Origin of the sequence: Christiangramia qingdaonensis (genome assembly GCF_048381525.1) — a bacterium.
Lineage (GTDB): Bacteria > Bacteroidota > Bacteroidia > Flavobacteriales > Flavobacteriaceae > Christiangramia.
In genome coordinates this window covers 265,353-287,404 of record NZ_JBLWIM010000008.1, presented here as the reverse complement: position 1 = coordinate 287,404, position 22,052 = coordinate 265,353, and the positions used below count along the sequence as shown (strand labels likewise).

The following is a 22,052-nucleotide window of genomic DNA, read 5'->3' as shown; positions in this document are numbered from 1 at the left end:
TTAATGACTCAAATTATCAAATCGATCACAGTTCTTATATTACTGATTTTTAATATTAATACAGCTTTCTCTCAAGAAACTACAGTTGTAGATGAAAAGGGAATAATTCGCTGGGAGCCTTCGGGAAAGGCAGTAAAAGGTTTTGGGGTCAATTATTCGGCACCATTCGCACATGCTTACCGTTCTGCTGAAAAACTTGGGCTTGATATCAAGGCTGAAATTGATAAAGATCTCTACCATTTTTCCCGGCTTAATTTTGATCTGTATCGTCTTCACGTCTGGGATACAGAAATTAGCGATGCAGAAGGGAATTTACTGGAAAATGAACACCTGGATGCGTTCGATTATTTGCTGAGTGAACTTAAGAAATGCAAGATCAATTTTGTGATCACTCCAATCGCATACTGGGGAAATGGCTGGCCGGAACCAGATGAAGATACGTCTGCATTTTCGAATAAGTATGGCAAGGAAGGAAGCTTGACCAATCCCAAAGCGATCGCTGCCCAGCAAAACTATCTTACGCAATTTATGAGCCACGTGAATCCATATACAGGAATTGCGTATAAAAATGATCCAAATCTCATCGCGGTTGAAATCAGTAATGAACCACATCATCGCGGCACTCCTAAGGAGGTAAAAGAATTCATTAATAAACTCACAAAGGCCATCCGGGATTCCGGTTCTCAAAAACCTGTTTTTTATAATGTCACCCATAGCGTTCACCTTGCAGACACTTATTTTGAATCTGATATTCAGGGTGGTACTTTTCAATGGTATCCAACCGGACTTGGTTTTAAGAAGGAAATCCCGGGAAATTTGCTTCCTAATGTGAACGATTATAATATTCCGTTCAGCAATGTCATCGAAAATAATAACGCCGCTAAACTTGTGTATGAGTTTGATGCTGCCGATGTTAATAGATCATATATCTATCCCGCAATGGCACGCAGTTTTCGAGAAGCGGGAATTCAGATCGGGACGCATTTTGCCTATGATCCATCTTTCCTGGCATATGCGAATACGGAATATAATACCCATTATATGAACCTCAATTATACTCCGCATAAGGCTTTAGGTCTTATGATCGCCGGGGAGATCTTCCATCATACCAAACTGGCCGAAGATCAGGGAACCTATCCTGACAACTTAAAATTTGGAGATTTTCTTATTCAGTATGAGGATGATCTAGCTGTCTATAATTCTGCGGAAAAGTTTATTTACACGAATTCAAATGCTGAAAAGCCTAAAGCTATTTCAGAATTAAGAGAAATTGCGGGTCACGGTAGTTCTGAAGTAATCGAATATGAAGGAAGGGGAGCTTACTTTCTGGATAGATTAGAAGATGGTGTCTGGCGTTTAGAAGTAATGCCCGACCCATTTCTTATTCAGGATCCCTTCGGAAATAACAGCCTCGATAAAACGCTTGCCGTGATCAAGTACAATTTGAACAAGATGAAGATCGATATTCCCGGGCTTGATGAAAATTTTGAGTTCAAACAGATAAATATTGCAGATTCTGAAGTTCAAAAAGCCAAAGGCGGCGCTATATCAGTTTTACCCGGCACTTATATTCTTTCTGCTGAAGGGAAGGATTTTGAATTTGAAAATTATAAGGGAAACTTTCGTTTGGAACTTGATAAATTTGTAGCGGTGGAAGAGTCGGTTGACCGTACCTATGTCCTACATGAAGCCGCTAATGCCGCGGAAGCAAATCAGAGTTTTTCTATCGAAGCAGAGATTGTTTCGAATGAGGAGATTAAGAAAGCCGAAATATGGTTTCAGAATGGGAATATTTATGAAGCAGTACAAATGAAAGCAAAAAATCAATACGATTATTCTGCAGAAGTACCGCAAAATTTACTTGTTCCAGGAACACTTATTTACCACATCATTCTGGAAACTGAAAATGGAAAACTAACATTCCCTGGAAACGTTTCAGGTAGTCCGGAGAACTGGGACTTCTATTCTGAAGATGCATATTCTACTCGTATCTACAATAAAGGTTCTGCCATCTCACTTTTCGATGCTTCTGTGGATGCACATATGGTAGTTCATTCATGGAAGCCCGGCAATAAAGTTGTTCCCATAAATTCGGTTGAAGACGAATTTCAGGTAAGACTGGATCAATTATTTTCAGAAGATATTGAGAACAAAAACGCAGCTCCAATTTACGATTACTCTTTTCGGTATAATTTTCAGAAGAAAATAGGAGCAAGGCTTCCTGGAGATCAGAAGGAACTTATCATCAAGGCACGTAACCTTAAATTGGGTACAGAAAAACTTCAGGTAGCTTTATTAATGAAAAACGGTTCAGCTTTCGGTAAAATAATCGATTTAGATCAAGATTTAAAAGAAATAAGGATCAGACTGGATGAGCTTGAGCCAGTGAAAACGGTTACGTTACCACGTCCTTATCCGGGTTTTCTACCCTATTATTTTGAGCATAAGAATCCGGAAGATTTTGATCTGCAAGAGGTGGAAGCACTTCAGTTTTCTATTGGTCCCGGGATCGAGCGTGAAAATCTCCAGAAATCACATGAAATTGGTATTGTAAAGGTCAATCTCCAGTAGTAGAAATATCTATACAAAAAAAGGTCTCGTTCTCACGAGACCTTTTTTCAGTTTAACATTTACAACAATTAAATTATCCACATTTAGAAGAGCCACAATCTTTACAGGTAAGGCAACCTTCCTGGTAAATAAGATTTGAGGAATTACAGTTATTGCATTTTTCCTTCTTAGCGACCGTCCCATCTGCGATAAAACGTTTAAGAGCGCGAACCACCCCATTCTTCCATGTGTTAATGGATTCGCTGTCCAATTGCAGACTGTTAATAAGGTCTACAACCTTGTCGATAGACATTCCATGACGTAGTGTACTTGAGATCAATTTCGCGTAATTCCAGAATTCCGGATTGAATTTATGCGAAAGTCCTTCGATAGTGGTTTTGTAACCACGTTTATTCTCGTACTGGAAATCGTAACGAGAAGATCCATCTTCATTTCTTGCTTTAATGATATAGCCTTCAGTTACCCAGCGAGGGATAAGGATACCTTCTTCATCATCTGCAAACCCGGTAAAAATCTCATAAGGTCTGTCATCTACAAGTCCGATAAATGCGATCCATTTGTCCTTATTGTTCTGGAAACGAACCACATCGGCTGTTAGAACTTCTGGTCTCTTTAGAGGGAAAGATCCGGAAGTCTGTTCCTCATCTTCTTCTTTTTTCTCATCGTTAGAGATTAAAACTCCAGATCTTGAACCATCACGATAGACAGTAACACCTTTACAACCAGCTTCCCATGCTTCCAGGTATAGTTTTCCAACCAATTCCTCTGTCGCATCGTTTGGAAGGTTAATGGTCACACTAATAGAGTGATCGATCCATTTTTGTACAGCTCCCTGCATTCTCACTTTGCTAAGCCAGTCTACATCATTAGATGTTGCCTGGTAGTAAGGAGAAAGTTTAACAAGTTTATCAAGTTCTTCGTTCGAGTAATTCTTATCGGTATCGTATCCTTTAGCCTTCATCCATTGCTTAAAACGATGGTGGAAAACTACATACTCTTCCCATGAATCTCCAACTTCATCCACGAAATCTACGCGTGCTTCCTTATCATTAGGATTTACTTTTCTTCTTCTTTTGTAAACCGGTAGGAAAACAGGCTCAATTCCAGAAGTGGTTTGCGTCATTAGACTGGTCGTTCCGGTTGGAGCGATCGTTAATAGCGCTATATTTCTACGACCATACTCTAGCATGTCATAATACAACTTTTCATCAGCTTCTTTTAATCGAAGAATGAATGGGTTGTTTTTCTCTCTTTCTGAGTCAAATATCCCAAAAGCACCTCTTTCTTTCGCAGTTTCTACGGAAGCTCTATAAGCTTCAACAGCGATATTCTTATGAATGTCTACAGAGAAATCGATTCCTTCCTTACTACCATATTTAATACCTAAACCGGCAAGCATATCGCCTTCCGCAGTAATACCTATTCCGGTTCTTCTACCTTCATGTGCTTTTTTTCGGATATTAAGCCAAAGATTTTTCTCAACAGCCTTTACTTCTTCATTTTCTGGATCTGCATCGATCTTACCAATGATATTGTCGATCTTTTCCAGTTCAAGATCAATGATATCATCCATAATTCTTTGTGCAGCAGAAATATGTTTTTTAAATAGTTCGTAGTTGAAATGCGCGTTGTCTGTAAATGGCTCTTCTACATAAGAAAACAGGTTGATCGCAAGCAAACGACAGGAATCATAAGGACAAAGTGGGATCTCTCCACAAGGATTGGTAGAAACCGTTTTATATCCAAGATCTGCATAGCAATCTGGCACAGATTCGTTGATCACCGTATCCCAGAATAGAATTCCAGGTTCAGCCGATTTCCATGCGTTATGTACGATCTTCTTCCAGAGTTTATCTGCCTCGATCTCTTTTGAAACCTTTGGCTCTGCGGAAAATATCGGATATTTCTGAGTATAATTGGTATTGTTCTTTACAGCTTTCATGAACTGGTCATCGATCCTAACCGAAACATTGGCACCTGTAACTTTGCCCTGCTCCATTTTAGCGTCGATAAAATCTTCTGAATCAGGATGATTTACAGAAACCGAAAGCATCAAGGCTCCACGACGTCCATCCTGTGCTACTTCTCTTGTAGAATTGGAGTAACGCTCCATAAATGGAACGATCCCGGTAGAGGTAAGCGCAGAGTTCTTTACGGCCGATCCCTTAGGACGTATGTGAGAAAGGTCATGACCTACACCACCACGTCTTTTCATTAACTGTACCTGCTCCTGGTCGATCTTCATGATCCCACCATAAGAATCTGAATTTCCATCATTTCCTATAACGAAGCAGTTAGATAACGAACCAACCTGGTAAGGATTCCCAATTCCAGCCATAGGACTTCCCTGCGGAACGATATATTTAAAATCCTTGATAAGATCGAAAACTTCGTCTTCGGTCATAGGATTTGGATACTTTTTTTCAACTCTTGCGATCTCGCTGGCGATACGTCTGTGCATATCGTTTGGAGTGAGTTCATAAATATTCCCGTCAGAATCTTTAAGGGCGTATTTATTTACCCAAACTCTGGCGGCAAGATCGTCGCCTTTGAAGTATTTTAGTGAAGCTTCGAAGGCCTGTTCCTGAGTATAAGTCTTTGGAACAACTGGATTTTCCTGTACAGGCATAAAAATGAGATTTTTAGGTTAGAAATGCTCTAATCGGCTGGTATAAAACTAGGCATTATTTCCGGACAATTAACAAAGCGTTTAGAAAAAGTTTTCAAACAAAAACGGTTAATTAACTGATAATCAATTGACTAAATATTTACTAACAATAAAAAGTTGACAAATAATGAAAACATTTAATTTAAGGTTTGGAGTTTCTATACTATTGAGATTCAGCAGTAGAAATAGGGGGTGAGCATCAAAATTAGGCTAAATTAAATGCTTTTTATAGAGTATTCCAGAGAAAAAGTAACAAAAAAAGAGGCCTCACAAATTTGTGAGGCCTTCTTTGAATTAACACCTATGAAAATTCAAAATAAAAATTTTTATTCTGTAATTGACCAGATCGAATATCCATTTGCAGGAGCCTCGATAGTCACCGCTCCATTTTCATCGGAGGTAGGGGAATATGTTGAATTCGAACTATAATCCTGTAAAGTAACATTACTCCAGTTCGAACTTACTGTTCTTCTTTTTGTACTATTATTGATGCTAATATAAAGAATTAATCCAGGATTAGTACCTGATCCATTTCTTTTCATAACATATTCATCCTGATCTGCATAAAGTAACTCGGTGTCACCAGTTGCAAGGCTGTTATGAATCGAAATTAACGTCTTTAATTCATCTTTAAATTCTTCATTCTCATAATCTGAATAGAAGATCGTAGGATAACCAGGATGAGTTAAGATATAGGCATAAGCCTTCATTTTATTGGAACTCATGATATAATTATCCTCGTTAGAATCTTTTTCGGTATCATGATTTGCAGTAAAGGTTACCGCATCTTCAGGATTTGTTTTCCAAAGCATATCACTCTCGAGAATACTAAGATTTTCAAATCTGTCCAGACTTTCTTCCAGTTTGTAAAACGTAGAAAAATCAAAAGCAGGTGATCCTGAAGCTTCGATCCAGTCACGAAGCACATCTGGATTTCCATCGAAATTTTCTCCTACAGAGAATCCTCCAACGGCCTCATTCCACTCTTTTACTACCCATGGTTCAAAACCTTTAACGTAATCAAAACGCCAGCCATCAAATCCCATTACGTTCTTGTAATATTTCGCTACTGAATTCTCATCCTTCCAAAGCCAGTCCTGAACTCTTTCTCTATGGTGATCAAGATTGGTTTCTTCGTAAAAAAGACTTCCCGGATCATACTGGCTTACACTATTTGGATAAAAATCTTCGTATGTTCTGTTGAACATTCCTGAAGCATTTCCATTCGCTTCATCAAATAGAGTGTAAGTATCGTAGTCCCTGTAAGGATTGTATTGCAAACCTCCACCAGAATTGTGATTCAGGACAATATCTGCGATCACTTCAATATCATTGCTATGGGCTGTGGCGATCAAATTCTCAAGTTCTGTTCTTGAACCGAATCTTGTTTCTACAGTTCCATGCTGGTCATAATTACCAAAATCGAAATAATCTGAAACATCGTAGCCCATGGAATAGCCACCAGATTGTCCTTTAGCGGGAGATGGTATCCAGATTCTGTCTACACCAGCTTCAGACCATTCCGGCACTTTTTCAGAAAGGTTGTCCCACCAGGCAAATCTTGGTTCTACATCCCAATAAAATGTCTGCATCATTACCCGGCTGCCATTGTCCAGAGATGCCAGGTCCAAAGCCTGAGGCTCTGATGGAGCAGGGATTTCTGGGGTACCGGTTATATCATCTGTCTCGTCCACGATGTCATCTGAATCATCACCGGAGCACGAACCTATAAAGAGTGCCCCACCAAGCAGGAGACTGCATAAAAATTTATTAGTATTCATAATTAGTTCAGTTTAAAGAAAAAAAAGGGGCTAATTAAATTAGCCCCAGTATAAAATAGGTTGATTATTCTCCTGCAGGAATAAGAATATATCTTGCAGTTAGGTCATTGAACCAGATATCATAAACTCCTGCGGTTACAGGGATATTTGGATCATTTGCATTGGCACCCTGACCGCTGATTGGTGTACTTGCACCCCAGCTAACATCCCATGCGTTGTTTGCTCTGAACTTAAGTTCACCGTCAAACAATTCCACGTCATTCATGTACCAGATGTGAGAATCAAAATCTGACTGGGTCATATCCATATCATCATTCCAGCCTTCATCTGTACCTGTAGTAGCAGTACCAATAATACCTACCATATCGTACATTGTTGCTGCAGAAACATCCATAGCTTCGAAAGTATAGGTCATGTCTTCAGTGTTTAATGATAGCGTGTAGTAAGCGTCATCTTCTACTGAAAATGCAGCCGGATCATCACTATCACCTGTATTTACACCCAAAGTTCCGTCGGTACCACCCCATTGCGGTTGCCATGCTCCAGGAGTTTCAAGTAATTTGAAACCTTCTACACCATCACCACCAGCAAATCTTCCAGTAAAGTTGAAAATGTTGTCATTTTCAGGATCTCTGAACATTGGCGTATTGTTATTGTTGTTGTTCCATCCAGCGGCAGTTGCATCTCCTACAAAGAAAAGATTCATTTTTGCTGGATTTTCTTCTTCTTCGATTACCGCTTCAGGAAGTACAACTCTTAGAGACATTACTTCAGAAGTTGCGTTAAGGCCGTTGCTTCCATCAGTTCCGGCATAAGCGCGAACTCTGAAGTAGATATCTCCTGCATTTGGCATTTCGGTTTCAGGATCGTTATCCAAACCTGCTTCCGTAGCCAAAGACATTAACTGGCTAACAGTAACTCCAAGATTATTTTCTCCCGTCGTTCCAATGATATTGAATGAAGAAAAGTCTGCATCAGAGGAACCCTGAAGTTCATAAGTAACAGTGGTTGGAGCATCAAAATCAACTTCACTCCATACAAATCGCTCAGCGATATTATTGGCAGTTTCAGAAGTGAGGGTATAAGATTCTGCGGTAGAGCTCATAAACACGATCCCTTCTGGATCAGGTTGAGCTGTAAAAACCACATCATCATCATGTTCACAGGATGTAAATCCTACGAATGCGATCATTATTAATAAGAAAATTGAAAACTTTTTCATTGTTGTAATAGTATTTTGTTAGTATCCTGGATTTTGTGTCAAATTCGTGTTCACTCCCAGATCTGAAGCCGGGATCGGCATTAGATCTCTAAAAGACTCTGTAGTAGTTCCCTGTGGGACACCACCTTTGAATGGCCATACACCACCATCAGAGAATTGTCCAAATCTTATAAGATCGGTTCTTCTGTGTGCTTCCCAGTAAAGCTCTCTCGCTCTTTCTTCCAATAAGAAGTTAAGGGTAAGATCTGATGTTGAGATATTGTTACTGTCATTGTTAAAAGCTCTTTCTCTCAACTCATTGATATAATCTACAGCTGTAGATTCGCTTCCTCCACCACCTCTAACAACGGCTTCAGCATACATTAGGTAAGCATCTGCAAGGCGGAACATAGGGAAATCTGTATCTGGAAAATCTCCTGTAGGGTCTGATCCTGCGTTTCCATTCACATCAACGTTCTTATATTTAGCAACGGCATAACCATCAGTGAAATTGGAAATATTACTGATCTCTTTAGACTGTCCATCTGTATAGAAAATAGCTCTTTCATCAGCTACTGTTTCAATATCATCATCTTCATTCTCTAGGAAATCATTGATAAGGGCAGAAGTGGTTCTTAGACCGGCCCATCCACCATTAATTCCAAAGTTATCGGGATCCATAGATCCTCCAACTGCTGCATGGATGATAAAGGTCATTCCTCCATAAGCCTGAGTGTTGATCCCATCAAAAGTGATCGGGAAAATGATCTCGCTCTGGGCTCCATTCATATTGTTATCTGCAAGGAATAATTTCTGGTAGTCATCAACTAAAGTAAATCCTGAGTTGATTACCTTTTCAGTGTAAGTGATCACATCTGAAGATCTATCAGATCCAGTGTACTTTTCTGAATTCTGGTAAAGTTTTGCAAGTAACATCCAGGCTGCTGCCTGATCTGCACGGCCATATTCATTAGTGCCGGCAGCGGCTAGTTCACTCTCGATCGCTAAAAGTTCACTTTCAATATAAGTGAAAAGCTCTGCTGAGTTTGTTTGCTCCGGAAGGAACGCCCCAACAGGATCCTGCTCTGTAACGAAAGGAGGATTTCCATAAAGGTCCAGTGCATGCCAGTAGCTTAAAGCTCTCAGGAATCTTGCTTCTGCACGATATACCTGTATATCTGCCTGTGTTGCGGCATCCACACCACGACCTTCGACTACTGAAGTTTCAGTTTGTCTAAGGAATTCGTTAGACTGTGCGATCTGGTACATAATTCTGGAATACATTGTACGAATAAATTCGTTTCCTGATGTCCAGTTCTGATTATGTAGATCTTTGATCGTTCCATCATTCCATCCAATAACTGCTTCATCTGTTGTAAGTTCCTGTACCATCCAGTACAAACGCATGTACTGTGAGAATCCTTCATCTAATCCAGAAAGATCGGCATCACCGGCAGGACCATCCTGACCACTAATTGCAAAACCTGCATATAGCTTAGCCAAAAACTGTTTGTAAGCTGCGGGGTCTTCAAAAGCTGAAGCCGCAGTTTCCCTGTTATCCTCGGGAGTTAGTTCCAGATCGCTTTCGCATGACCATAGAACCGCCATTCCGAAGAGAATAAGGAAAGTAGATTTTAATTTATTAAACATAGTTCTAGTAATTTTTCTATTATTCATTAAAAAGCAAAATTCAGTCCAAGTACGAATCTTCTTGATCTTGGGTAGAAGTTGTTATCGATTCCACCAAAAACTTCAGGATCAAGCCCGTCGTAATCTGTGATCGTAAGTACGTTTGTCGCCGTTAAAGAAGCTCTGAAATCAACTTTTTCTCCCGGGATCGTATATCCAATACTTACGTTATCAAGTTTTACGAAATCTGCTGCTTGCAAGTAGTAATCTGAGAAGAACTGACTGTTTACAAAACCTGATTCCAATACATTCGAGTTAAAGTTCGAGTAGTAATTTTCAGGAGTGTTTGTTCCAGCTTCTATAAAACCATTTGCAGATTGCGTGTTGTTATAAATATAATTTCCAAAACTTCCTCTAAAAGTAAAGCTGAAGTCAAAGTCCTTATAGTTCATGGTGTTGGTAAGACCCATATAGTAATCTGGTGTCGCTTTCTTGTATGGCTGCTTATCTGCTTCTGTGATCTGGTTATCACCATTCACATCTACATAGGCACCTTCAATTGGCTGCCCGGCATCATTATAAACCTGTCTGAACACAAAGAAAGTAGTAGGATCAAATCCTTCTTTCCAAAGTTGAATGTTGTTTCCAACACCACCACTAATTCCACCCTGTGGGATAAAGAAGTTTGCATCATCACCCAAAGAAAGTTCTGTGATCTCTAATTCCTGGAAGGAAATGTTATAACCTAAGGTCCAGTTGAAATCTTCAGACCTGGCGATATCTCCACTAATTCCAACCTCAATACCTTTACTTACAGTCGTACCTACATTGGTTAGCAATTGATCTGAAAGGTTTGCTCCTGCAGGTACTGGCACGGTCGCAATAAGGTCTTTAGTTTCTCTGTAATATCCATCCACAGAACCACTCAATCTATTATCGAATAGACCAAAGTCTATACCTGCGTTATAGTTGATAAGACTCTCCCATTTAAGGTCTTCATCATACTCTTCAGGTCTAATAGTACCAATGAACTCATTTCCAAACTGGTATCTCGCGCCACCCTGACTGGGTGTATAAAGACCTAAATATCCATAGTTTCTTCCAATTTCGTAGTTTCCAGTTTCACCGTAACCACCACGAAGCTTCAATTCATTAAGGACTCTTGAATCTTCAAGAAATTCTTCATTATGAATTTTCCAACCTATAGAGGCTGCAGGGAAATATCCCCAACGATTGTCTGGAGAAACTCTAGAAGAACCATCGGCACGAATACTACCAGAGATCAGGTACCTGTTATTAATATCGAAACTAGCTCTCGCGAAGTAAGACTCTAAAGAGTTCCTGTTAATATCTCTTGGAAGTGCTCTAATTTGATCCTGCTCAGTTCCAAAAACATTGCTTGTAGAGTAAAATTCCTGGTAAGAATGACCAGCTGTTACATCAACATCTGTTTCAAAGAAACCAAGTTCTGTTTTATAGTTTAAATAAGTATCAAGTAGAAGGTTACGGTTTATATTACTATAATCTTCGAATTGATCGATATTAGAAGTGTTCGATGCTGCAAATACCGGAGTAAATTTATCCCCATCAGCTTCAGCATAATCAAAACCAGCACTTACTACTGCTTTAAGACCCGTTAAGAAAGGAACTTTATATTCAGCATTCAGGTTCGTAATAGAACGCCTGGTCTGGTTCTGGTCTGTGGTTTGCTCTAAAAGAGCGATCGGGTTTCTGGTTGCAAGATTTTGTTGCGTGATCTCACCTCCTGAAAGTCTGTTAAATTCAAAGAATCCACCAAAAGGAAGGGTGTCATCATAAATAGGCTGAGTAGGATCGAATGCTACTGCAGATCCAATGGCACCACCATTCGAAAACTTGTTCTTATCTAAAGAGTTCTTCGAAGTAAGAGTCAGTTTTAACGAATTGTCGAAAAGATCCTGGTTCAAAGAGATATTAAAAGCATTACGCTCGTAATAATCTTTTCTGATAACTCCAGTTTCAGCAGTATGGTTGAAGTTCAAACGATAGTAGAAATTCCCGATACCTTGTGTAGCTGTAAAATTATGAATAGCTCCTACTGAAGTTTCATAGATTTCATCCTGCCAGTCTGTATTTGCATTTCCTAATAAAGAAGGATCTGTACCTTCAGTATTGTTGATCAGGTTTCTAAATTCATCTGCATTTAAAACGTCTACTTTATCCAGAACATTCCCAATAGAAGTTTTTAGATCATATGTAAACTGAAATGGAGAATCCTTTTTACCTTTTTTGGTTGTAATAAGAATTACCCCGTTCGATGCTCTGGAACCATAAATAGAAGTTGCTGCAGCATCTTTTAATATAGTGAAATCTTCGATCTCATTTGGGTTTATAGAATTTAGCGCGTTTCTTGAACCGGCAACTCCACGTTGATCCAAAGGTACACCATCAACTACGATTAAAGGGTCGTTAGAAGCCGATAGTGAAGAACCACCACGTATTCTAATAGTTCCTCCCTGTCCTGGAGCTCCACCACCCGGGGTGATCTGTACTCCGGCAGATTTACCAGCGATCAGCTGTTCCGGGGCAACAACTGCGCCCTGGTTAAAAGTTTCTGACGAGATCTTCTCTACGGCTCCGGTCGCATCCTGCTCAGAGGTTGCTCCATACCCAATTAGAACGACTTCGTCCAGCGTAGCAGCATCCTCATCAAGAGTAATGTCTATAGTAGACTGACCTTCGTAAGGAATCTGTTGCGTTACAAATCCTATAAAGGAAAAAACAAGTACGTCTTCATTAGATACATTAGATATGGTATAATTACCATCAAAATCGGTCGTTGTACCATTGCTGGTACCCTGAACAATTACGTTCACACCTGGAACCGGAAGGCCTGTGGCAGTCTCTGTCACATTTCCGCTAACGGTGTTTTGTGCAAAAAAGCTCATTGGTAGCATGAACAGCAAAAACAATGTGCTTTTAATTAAATTCCTCATAAAATTATTATTGGTTTTTGATAAAAATTAACCTTATACTTTTACTTCCTGAGGTTAAATGTATGTAAATTCAAATCCAATATTTGCCGAAACCCAACTATTACTGGGACGAAAACGTTTTCGTGTTGAAAACTTTTTCTTCTTAAGAGATTCATAATCAAATAATGCTAATTTTGCGAGATCGAAAATATATCCCGTCTAAATCACGAATATCCGAATAGAATGAAGCCGAAACTAACCCTGAAGAAAATTGCCAAAGAGCTTGATGTGTCTATTTCCACCGTATCAAAAGCACTTCGAGACAGCTCGGAAATTGGCGAAGAAACACGTGCTAAGATCAAGGCTTTTGCAAAACACTATAACTATAAGCCTAATAACATAGCATTAAGTCTTAAGAATCGGAAAACCAAGACAATAGGGATAATTATTCCTGAAATTGTACACCATTTCTTTACTACAGTAATTAGTGGAGTGGAAAAAGTGGCCAATGAAATGGGATATAACGTTTTGGTGTGCCTTTCAGATAATTCATTTGACAAAGAGGTTCTGAATATGGAAATGCTGGCGAATGGTAGTACTGATGGATTTATTCTATCACTTGCCAAGGAAACCATGCAAAAAGGGGATTATCATCACCTTGCGGAAGTGATCAACCAGGGAATGCCTTGTGTGCTTTTCGATCGTGTTGCTGAAGATATTTCCTGTGATAAGGTGATCATTGATGATGTCACCGGAGGAAAAAAAGCTGTTCAGCACCTAATTGATATAGGCTGCAGGAAGATCGCTCTTATTTCTACCGTTGATTATGTAAGTGTGGGTAAACTGCGTACGCATGGTTATAAGCAGGCTTTAGCTGAAAACGGTATAAGCATAAATGAAGATCTTATTCTGAAGATTGAGGAAATGGAAGACAGCGAAAAGGAAATAGAAGCCTTTCTGAAGGAACGAGACGTGGATGGAGTCTTCGCTGTGAATGAGCATTTCGCCATCTCTGCAGTAAAATCTATTCAGGATCAGGGAAAAAAGGTACCTGATGATGTATCTGTAATTGGCTTTACAGATGGTGAATTGTCCAAACGATTTATTCCGAGTTTGACAACGGTAAGTCAGCATGGAATGAGAATGGGAGAGGAGTCTGCCCGACTGTTAATCGAGAAACTTGAACGCACACCTACTGAGGATGATTACTACAAAACTATTATTGTAGAGACTGGTTTGGTGTTAAGAGATTCAACAAAATCCGGGAAATAGCTTTTTCGTTTTAAAAAAACTATATCTTTGCCGTAGTTGAAATTTATCAGAACTTATATTTTTACTTCCTACCTTTTATAAGTTGTGATAAGTCATAGTGCTTATCGTAGAACAATTAAAATCACGATATGCAAAAACCCCGTTTAAAGTTTTGGGATATCTGGAACATGAGTTTCGGATTTCTGGGTATACAATTTGGTTTCGCGCTGCAAGGCTCGACCATGTCCCGTATATTCGAAACATTAGGTGCTGAGAAGGATAACATTCCATTATTATGGATCGCTGCTCCATTGGCAGGCCTTATCGTGCAACCAATTATTGGTTATTTAAGCGATAATACCTGGCATAAAAGTTTAGGTAGAAGAAGACCATTCTTTCTTCTTGGAGCCATACTTAGCTCCATTGCTCTTTTGCTAATGCCATACTCATCTGCAGTATGGATGGCAGCAGGATTGTTACTTGTGCTGGATGCCTCCATTAATATTTCCATGGAACCATTCCGCGCCCTTGTAGCAGATAAATTACCAGATTCTCAAAGAAGCTATGGATTCGTTATTCAGACATTAATTATAGGGATTGGAACCTGGGTAGCCAGTAACCTACCTAAATTCATGAACAATGTGCTTGATATAAGTAATGAAGCCGCTCCGGGAGTAGTTCCAGAGTCGGTTCGAGTTGCATTTATTGTTGGAGCCGTTGTCTTTATAGGTTCTATTCTGGTGACGATCTTTACCACTAAAGAGTACACCCCAGAACAAATGCAAAAATTCGAGGATGGCGATGAACCTGAGAAAGATAAGGGTATGGTCAAAACTATTCTGGGAACCTACGCTCTAATGCCTAAGATCATGAAAAAACTGGGTGTAGTTCAGTTTTTCTCGTGGTTCGCCTTTTTTGCCATGTGGACTTTAGCAAACCCAGCACTTACCAGTCATATTTATAATGCACCGAAACCTCAGATAGAAGAATTCGCCCAGCTGGATAGTGAAGGAGAACTTCAGTATGACGCAGACAGGGTGATTTTATTTCAGGATGACCAGGCGAGACTGGAATATTCAGAACAGGATAAGAGCTACAATGAAGCCAGTGATGATGTAGGGTCTAAAATGGGAATCTACGGACTATCTTCCATGGCCTTTGCTTTGCTACTAACCTTCTATACATCAAGATTTGCGATCAATCGTAAACTTGTACATATGGGAAGTTTGATTCTTGGAGGAGCTGGGTTTTTACTGATGTATTTTATTCCCGGCGACCCAGAAATGCTATATGTATGCTTTGTACTCATTGGTTTTGCCTGGGGAAGTATACTTTCCATGCCCTATGCGATGCTGTCAAGTTCAGTAGCATCATCAAAAATGGGCTTAATGATGGGTGTTTTCAATATGTTCATCGTGATTCCACAAATTATCGCAGCACTTGGAGGTGTTGTATTTCTACAAAAACTTATTGGAGAAGAATCGATCCATGCGATGACCGTGGCAGGTGTATTCCTGTTATTCGCGGCATTTTCAAACTTATTAATTACAGATAGAAAAGCTATTAAATATGACCCAGCATAAAACGAATACAAAAGCTGCCGCAATCTTCGATCTCGATGGAGTGATCGTTGATACGGCAAAATTTCATTTTCAAGCCTGGAAAAAACTGGCTAATGATCTTGGTTTTGACTTTACTCAAGAGCAAAACGAGCAATTAAAGGGAGTGAGCAGAGTGGAGTCTTTAAAAAAGATCCTGCGCTGGGGAAATATGGAACTTTCTGAAGAAGAATTTAATAGACAGATGGCCTTGAAAAATGAGAATTATCTGGGCTATGTGGAAAAAATGGATGAATCTGAAATTCTTCCGGGAGTTAGAAAAATCCTTGACTATTTAAAGCAGAACAATATTCCTTTTGCTTTAGGTTCTGCCAGCAAGAATGCGCGCCGAATTTTAAAGCAGATCAATTTGTACGAAGATTTTGACGCGATCGTAGATGGAACCGATGTTTCAAAGGCTAAGCCAGATCCGGAAGTTTTCCTGATTGCCGCGGTTAAACTTGGTGTACAAGCGCATAACTGTGTGGTATTTGAAGATGCTCTTGCAGGAGTTCGAGCGGCCAATGCAGGAAATATGACGAGTATCGGTATTGGCTCAGCCAGTGTTTTAGGCGAAGCAGATCATGTCTTTAATGACTTTACCGAGATCGAACTAGAATTTATTGAAAAATTATTGAGAAACGAGAAGAAATGAATCAGGATTATATAAAACCGGACGAGTGGTCCATCATTGAAGAAGAATTTGACGCAGGCAGGGTGAAATCCTCTGAAAGCCTTTTCAGTATTGGAAATGGAGCTATGGGACAGCGTGCAAATTTTGAAGAACAGTATTCCGGACCAAGTTTCCAGGGAAGTTACATTGGAGGGGTATATTATCCCGATAAAACCAAAGTAGGCTGGTGGAAGAATGGCTATCCCGAGTATTTTGCGAAAGTATTAAATGCGCCCAACTGGATAGGAATCAACGTTTTCGTAAATGAAGAGCCACTGGATCTGTTCAATTGTAAGTCGGTTAAGAACTTTCGTCGTGAATTGAATATGAAAGAGGGAACACTTTCCAGAAGTTTTGAAGCCGAGCTTCCAAACGGAATTGAAGTGGAAGTAAAAGCTTTGCGTTTCGTCTCTATTGTTGAAGACGAGCTGGGATCGATAAAATTTGAAGTAACTCCGCTAAATCAGGATGCTGAGATCAGGTTCGATCCTTATCTTGATGGTAGTATTACTAATACAGATGCAAACTGGGAAGAACGATTCTGGGAAACTCTGGAAGTGAAAGAAGACTCTGAGCGTGGTTATATCGTTAGTAAAACTCTGAAAACCGGTTTCCACGTTGGAACCTTTATGCAGTCTGAAATTTTACTGAATAACGAGAGAGTTACTACTGAAGCTACTTCTTCAGTTGGAGAAGATCGTATTTCATTCGCTTATAAAGTAAAGACTACGAAACAAGAAACAGCTGCTATTATAAAGTATGCTGGTTATGTTTCAGATATGAACCACAAGAAAGAGCAGTTGATAGAGGCGGCAGGCAACGTACTTGACTCGGCTACTTCTAAAGGATTTGAATCTTTAAAGAAAGATCAGAAAGAAGCCTGGGCTTCGATCTGGGAAATGGCAGACATCACAATTTCCGGTGATGTTAAAGCTCAGCAGGGAATCCGTTTTAATATTTTTCAGCTTAATCAAACTTATTTAGGAGAAGACGATCGACTAAACATCGGTCCAAAAGGATTCACTGGTGAAAAGTATGGAGGTAGTACCTATTGGGATACAGAAGCATATTGTATTCCTTTCTATATGGCGACGAAAGATCAGAAAGTAGCGCGAAAACTACTTACGTATCGATATAATCATCTTCAGAAAGCAAAGGAGAATGCTGAAAAACTAGGCTTTTCGAATGGTGCCGCGCTTTACCCGATGGTAACTATGAACGGCGAGGAATCCCATAATGAGTGGGAGATCACTTTCGAGGAGATTCATAGAAATGGTTCCATGGTCTTTGCTATCTATAATTATGTGCGTTACACCGGCGACTTCAGTTATATTCCTGAAAAAGGATTGGAAGTAATGATCGCCGTAGCCAGATTCTGGCACCAAAGATCAAACTTCAGTAAGGATAAGAATAAGTACGTGATCCTTGGGGTGACCGGTCCTAATGAATACGAGAACAATGTTAACAATAACTGGTATACTAACTACCTTGCTAAATGGTGTATCGAATATTGTCTTGAAACAATCAATAAGGTAAAAGATGGTCACCAGGAAGATTACGCGAGAGTGATGGGTCTAACAGATCTCAAGGAAGGTGAATTAGCCAAATGGAGAGAAGTTGCTGAAGAAATGTACTTCCCGTATTCTGAAGAACACGGCGTATATCTGCAGCAGGATGGTTTCCTGGATAAAGAGATCATCCCGGTAAAAGACCTGGAGAAAAAACATAGACCAATTAACCAGAAATGGAGCTGGGATAGGATTCTTCGTTCCTGTTACATTAAACAGGCAGATGTGCTGCAGGGATTCTATTTCTTTGAAGATCATTTCAGTAAGGAGCAACTCGAGAAGCATTTCGATTATTATGAGCCGCTAACGGTTCACGAATCTTCATTATCTCCGTGTGTACACAGCATTCAGGCTGCGGTTCTGGGAAGAATGGAACAGGCTTATGAATTTTATGTGAGAACTTCGAGATTGGATCTTGATGATTACAACAAAGAAGTAGAAGAAGGATGTCATATTACCAGTATGGCTGGAACCTGGATGAGTATTGTAGAAGGTTTTGGAGGTATGCGTGTGGAAAATGACCAGTTGTCATTTAAACCACAAATCCCTGAAAACTGGAATGCCTATTCTTTCAAGGTAAACTTTAGAGACCGTATTGTCAAGGTTTCAGTTTCGTCCAAGGGGACCGAGTTCTCTCTGGAAGGATCAGAATCGCTGGATATCCTGGTAAATAATAAGGTGCTTACTTTAGTTCCTAACGAACAAATTACGGCTTAGTAATACTGGCTCTCTTTTTAGAAAGGGAGCCCTTTTTTATTGAAATCATATGAGAAATATTTTAATGTTATGTGGTCTGTTTATCGGGCTACAGGGATTTGCTCAAATCGAGCGCGTGGAACCACCAAACTGGTGGACAGGTTTTGAACAGGATAGTTTGCAGTTAATGCTCTACGGTAGTAACATAAGCGCTGCGGAAGTATCTTCAAATTACCAGGGAGTTGAAGTGCTGGGAACAGAAAAAGCAGATAGCCCGAATTATTTATTCGTAAATCTTGTAATTACTGGGGCTGCCAAACCTGGAAGCATGAAACTGAATTTCAAATTTGAAGACGGTTCTTCTAAAGCTATTGATTACGAATTAAAAAAACGTGAACAGGCTGCTGAAGATTTCGTAGGATTTGACAACTCTGATGCAATCTACCTGATCACTCCAGACCGTTTTGCTAATGGTGATTATAGTAATGATGCAAACGAAAGTCTTAACGAGAAAACTATTGATCTTGAGGATAATTATGCCCGTCATGGTGGCGACATTCGTGGAATTATAGATCATCTTGATTATATCGATGAAATGGGATTTACCGCTATCTGGTCTTCTCCGTTGTTGATCAATGATATGAAGTCCGGCTCTTATCACGGTTATGCAATGACCGACTTCTATAAGGTAGATCCTCGTTTTGGAACTCTGGAAGAATATAAAGAACTGGCTCAGAAGGCAGACGATAGAGGTATCAAATTGATCATGGATATGGTGGCAAACCATAGCGGCGTTGAGCATTGGTGGATGGATGATCTTCCATTTAATGACTGGATCAACTACCAGGAAAAGTTTGAAAATAAAGAAGAGTTGATTTATTCTAATCATCGTAGAACTGCTAACCAGGATCTATATGCTTCCGAAGCAGATAAAAAGGTGATGAGCAATGGTTGGTTCGTGGAAACAATGCCCGATTTGAACCAAAAGAACCCGTATCTGGCGAAATATATCATTCAAAACAACATTTGGTGGGTGGAAACTTTGAAGCTGGGAGGTATCAGGCAGGACACATATCCTTATCCAGATATGGAATTCATGAGTGAATGGGCCGGAGCGATCATGAAGGAATACCCGAACTTCAACATTGTTGGGGAAGAGTGGTCTAATAATCCACTGCTTATTCGTTACTGGCAGGATGGTATTGAAAATGGATATGATTCTAACCTGAAATCTACGATGGATTTTGCCATGCAAACTAATATCGTAAAAGGATTGAATGAGGAATCTGGCTGGGACACAGGATTACAGCGTTTATATGACGGGCTGGCGAACGATTTTGCTTATGCTTCACCTGAAAATATTATGATCTTTCCAGACAATCATGATATGAGCAGGATCTATACTCAGCTTAATGAAGATGTGGAAAATACGAAGATGGCGCTTAGTTATATTCTCAGCCTTCCGCGTATCGCGCAGATTTACTACGGAACTGAAATCCTTATGAACGATACTGCAAAACCAGGTGATCATGGTCTTATCAGGACCGATTTTCCTGGTGGCTGGAAAGATAGCAACAAGAACGCATTTACCGGTGAAGGACTTTCCGAGGAAGAAAAAGATATGCAGAATTTCCTTAAAACGATTCTGAATTATAGAAAGTCCAGTAATGCCATTCAGGAAGGAAATCTGGTACATTTTACACCACAAAATAAAATCTACCTCCTCTCAAGAACTTCTGGAGATGAGACGATCGTGCTTATCCTCAATAAAAATGAAGAATCTGTAGATCTGGATCTTTCCAGGTTTGCTGAACTTGAACTTGAAGGAATGCAGTTTCAAAACCTTTTGACCAACGAAAAAATGACCTGGGATAAAAGCCTGAAACTTCCATCACGTGGAGCATATTTTTTCACAACAAAAATGAATAATTCAAACTAATACACATGAAGAAATTAACCTTTATACTGGCTCTTATGATTCTCTTTGTTTCCTGTAAGAATGAAACAGATCAGCCAGAGAATACAGAGAACGAAACTGCTAAAGACTCACTGGCGCCAGTGAATGACGATATGCTCGAGTCGGCTATAATTTATGAAGCAAATATCAGGCAGTACTCGCCAGAAGGTACTTTTGATGCTTTTACCCAGGATATTCCGCAGCTTAAAGAACTTGGAGTAAAAGTGATCTGGTTAATGCCAATGTATCCTATTTCCATGAAGAAAAGGAAAGCGACCGGAGATAAATCCATTGAGGATATTGAAGATCCGGAAGAGCGTAAAAAGTATCTGGGAAGCTATTATGCAATTTCAGATTATAAGGCGGTAAATCCAGATTTTGGCACCATGGAGGATTTTGATGAACTGGTTCAAACTGCCCATGAAAATGACATGTATGTTATTCTTGACTGGGTGGCAAATCATACCGGCTGGGATCATGCATGGATAGAAGAGCATCCAGAATATTATACTAAAAATGATAAGGGTGAGATCACAGATCCTATTAACGATGCAACTGGAGAACCTTGGGGCTGGACAGATGTTGCCGATCTAAATTTCGATAACGAAGGTTTAAGAGAAGCGATGAAAAAAGACATGCTTTTCTGGATCGAGGAGCACGATATCGATGGGTACCGTGCAGATGCTGCGCACTCAGTTCCTACAGATTTCTGGGAGGATATCGTTGCTGAATTGCGTGAAGTAAAACCTGTTTTTATGCTGGCTGAAGCAGAAAGTCCTAAAGAATTATTTCACAATGCTTTTGAAATGGGATACAACTGGGAAGGACACCATATTATGAATAGTATTGCGCAGGGAGAAAAAACTGCCAAGGATTGGGATGATTATATGGAAAAAGTGGATTCTACATTTCAGGAAGATGATTTCCTGATGAATTTTGTGACAAATCACGATGAGAATTCCTGGGCTGGAACCGTAGAGGAAAGAATGGGAGATGCTTCGGAAGCGATGCTAGCCATGACCTATACATTACCGGGAATGCCATTGATCTATAGCGGACAGGAATATGATATGAATAAAAGACTGGAGTTTTTTGTAAAAGATACCATTCCGAAGAAAAAAGGGAAAGTATATCCATTACTCGAAAAACTTGGTAAATTAAAAACTTCCAGTGTGGCACTGCATGGAGGGAAATCGGCTGCCTCTTATAATGATGTTGAAACATCTGCAGATGAAAAGGTGCTGGCGTTCAAAAGAGAGAAGAATGGAAAAACTCTTTATTATATAGCAAATATGACTGAGGAACCTATAGAATTTTCAGCAGAAATTGAAGGTGATTTTACAGATTATATGAGCGATTCTGAAATGAAACTTACTAAAGATCAACAGATGAGTTTTAAGGGCTGGGAATACCGAATTTTGATAAATAAGTAATTAAACTGCCAATAAATTGAAAAAAGCCACATTATTGTGGCTTTTTTTATTAGTTATTAACCGAAAACGTTT

General features: G+C 39.6%; 12 protein-coding genes. 7 read left to right on the top strand and 5 right to left on the bottom strand.

Annotation, left to right across the window (positions count from 1 at the left end):
* Nucleotides 1-3: 3 nt before the first annotated feature.
* Entirely contained in the window at nucleotides 4-2,571 is a 2,568-nt protein-coding gene (locus tag ACNI3T_RS01965; RefSeq protein ID WP_418226407.1) for a glycoside hydrolase 5 family protein, read from the top strand.
* Nucleotides 2,572-2,644: 73 nt separating this feature from the next.
* On the opposite strand, the gene ACNI3T_RS01960 is transcribed toward ACNI3T_RS01965, so the two are convergent.
* The 5 genes from ACNI3T_RS01960 to ACNI3T_RS01940 all read right to left on the bottom strand — a co-directional run bounded on the left by ACNI3T_RS01960 (nucleotide 2,645) and on the right by ACNI3T_RS01940 (nucleotide 12,825).
* Nucleotides 2,645-5,200 carry an adenosylcobalamin-dependent ribonucleoside-diphosphate reductase gene (locus ACNI3T_RS01960; RefSeq protein ID WP_322302338.1) on the bottom strand — a complete coding sequence of 852 codons (2,556 nt, stop codon included), beginning with the start codon at nucleotides 5,198-5,200 and terminating at the stop codon, nucleotides 2,645-2,647.
* 365 nt (nucleotides 5,201-5,565) lie between these two features.
* Entirely contained in the window at nucleotides 5,566-7,020 is a 1,455-nt protein-coding gene (locus ACNI3T_RS01955; RefSeq protein WP_418226406.1) for an alpha-amylase, read from the bottom strand.
* A gap of 64 nt (nucleotides 7,021-7,084) precedes the next feature.
* Nucleotides 7,085-8,242: a SusE domain-containing protein gene (locus ACNI3T_RS01950; RefSeq protein WP_418226405.1), complete on the bottom strand. Its 1,158-nt coding sequence runs from the start codon at nucleotides 8,240-8,242 to the stop codon at nucleotides 7,085-7,087.
* A gap of 18 nt (nucleotides 8,243-8,260) precedes the next feature.
* Complete coding sequence (locus tag ACNI3T_RS01945; RefSeq protein ID WP_418226404.1) at nucleotides 8,261-9,871, bottom strand: RagB/SusD family nutrient uptake outer membrane protein; 1,611 nt, start codon at nucleotides 9,869-9,871, stop codon at nucleotides 8,261-8,263.
* 26 nt (nucleotides 9,872-9,897) lie between these two features.
* Nucleotides 9,898-12,825, bottom strand: a complete 2,928-nt coding sequence (locus tag ACNI3T_RS01940) for a SusC/RagA family TonB-linked outer membrane protein (protein WP_418226403.1) — start codon at nucleotides 12,823-12,825, stop codon at nucleotides 9,898-9,900.
* A gap of 222 nt (nucleotides 12,826-13,047) precedes the next feature.
* On the opposite strand from ACNI3T_RS01940, the gene ACNI3T_RS01935 reads away from it, so the two are divergent.
* From ACNI3T_RS01935 to ACNI3T_RS01910, 6 genes are all read left to right on the top strand, one after another.
* Nucleotides 13,048-14,076 carry a LacI family DNA-binding transcriptional regulator gene (locus tag ACNI3T_RS01935; RefSeq protein ID WP_322302343.1) on the top strand — a complete coding sequence of 343 codons (1,029 nt, stop codon included), beginning with the start codon at nucleotides 13,048-13,050 and terminating at the stop codon, nucleotides 14,074-14,076.
* Between the two features lie 128 nt (nucleotides 14,077-14,204).
* A complete protein-coding gene (locus ACNI3T_RS01930; RefSeq protein ID WP_418226402.1) occupies nucleotides 14,205-15,638 on the top strand; it encodes an MFS transporter in 1,434 nt (477 codons plus the stop codon).
* Entirely contained in the window at nucleotides 15,625-16,308 is a 684-nt protein-coding gene (pgmB, locus tag ACNI3T_RS01925; RefSeq protein WP_418226401.1) for a beta-phosphoglucomutase, read from the top strand. Before ACNI3T_RS01930 ends, pgmB begins: the two co-directional genes overlap by 14 nt.
* A complete protein-coding gene (locus ACNI3T_RS01920; RefSeq protein ID WP_418226400.1) occupies nucleotides 16,305-18,611 on the top strand; it encodes a glycoside hydrolase family 65 protein in 2,307 nt (768 codons plus the stop codon). Before pgmB ends, ACNI3T_RS01920 begins: the two co-directional genes overlap by 4 nt.
* A gap of 49 nt (nucleotides 18,612-18,660) precedes the next feature.
* A complete protein-coding gene (locus ACNI3T_RS01915) occupies nucleotides 18,661-20,529 on the top strand; it encodes a glycoside hydrolase family 13 protein (protein ID WP_418226399.1) in 1,869 nt (622 codons plus the stop codon).
* Between the two features lie 5 nt (nucleotides 20,530-20,534).
* The gene (locus ACNI3T_RS01910) at nucleotides 20,535-21,980 is read left to right on the top strand and encodes an alpha-amylase family glycosyl hydrolase (RefSeq protein WP_418226398.1); all 1,446 of its coding nucleotides are present in this window, start codon (nucleotides 20,535-20,537) and stop codon (nucleotides 21,978-21,980) included.
* The last annotated feature ends 72 nt before the right edge of the window (nucleotides 21,981-22,052 follow it).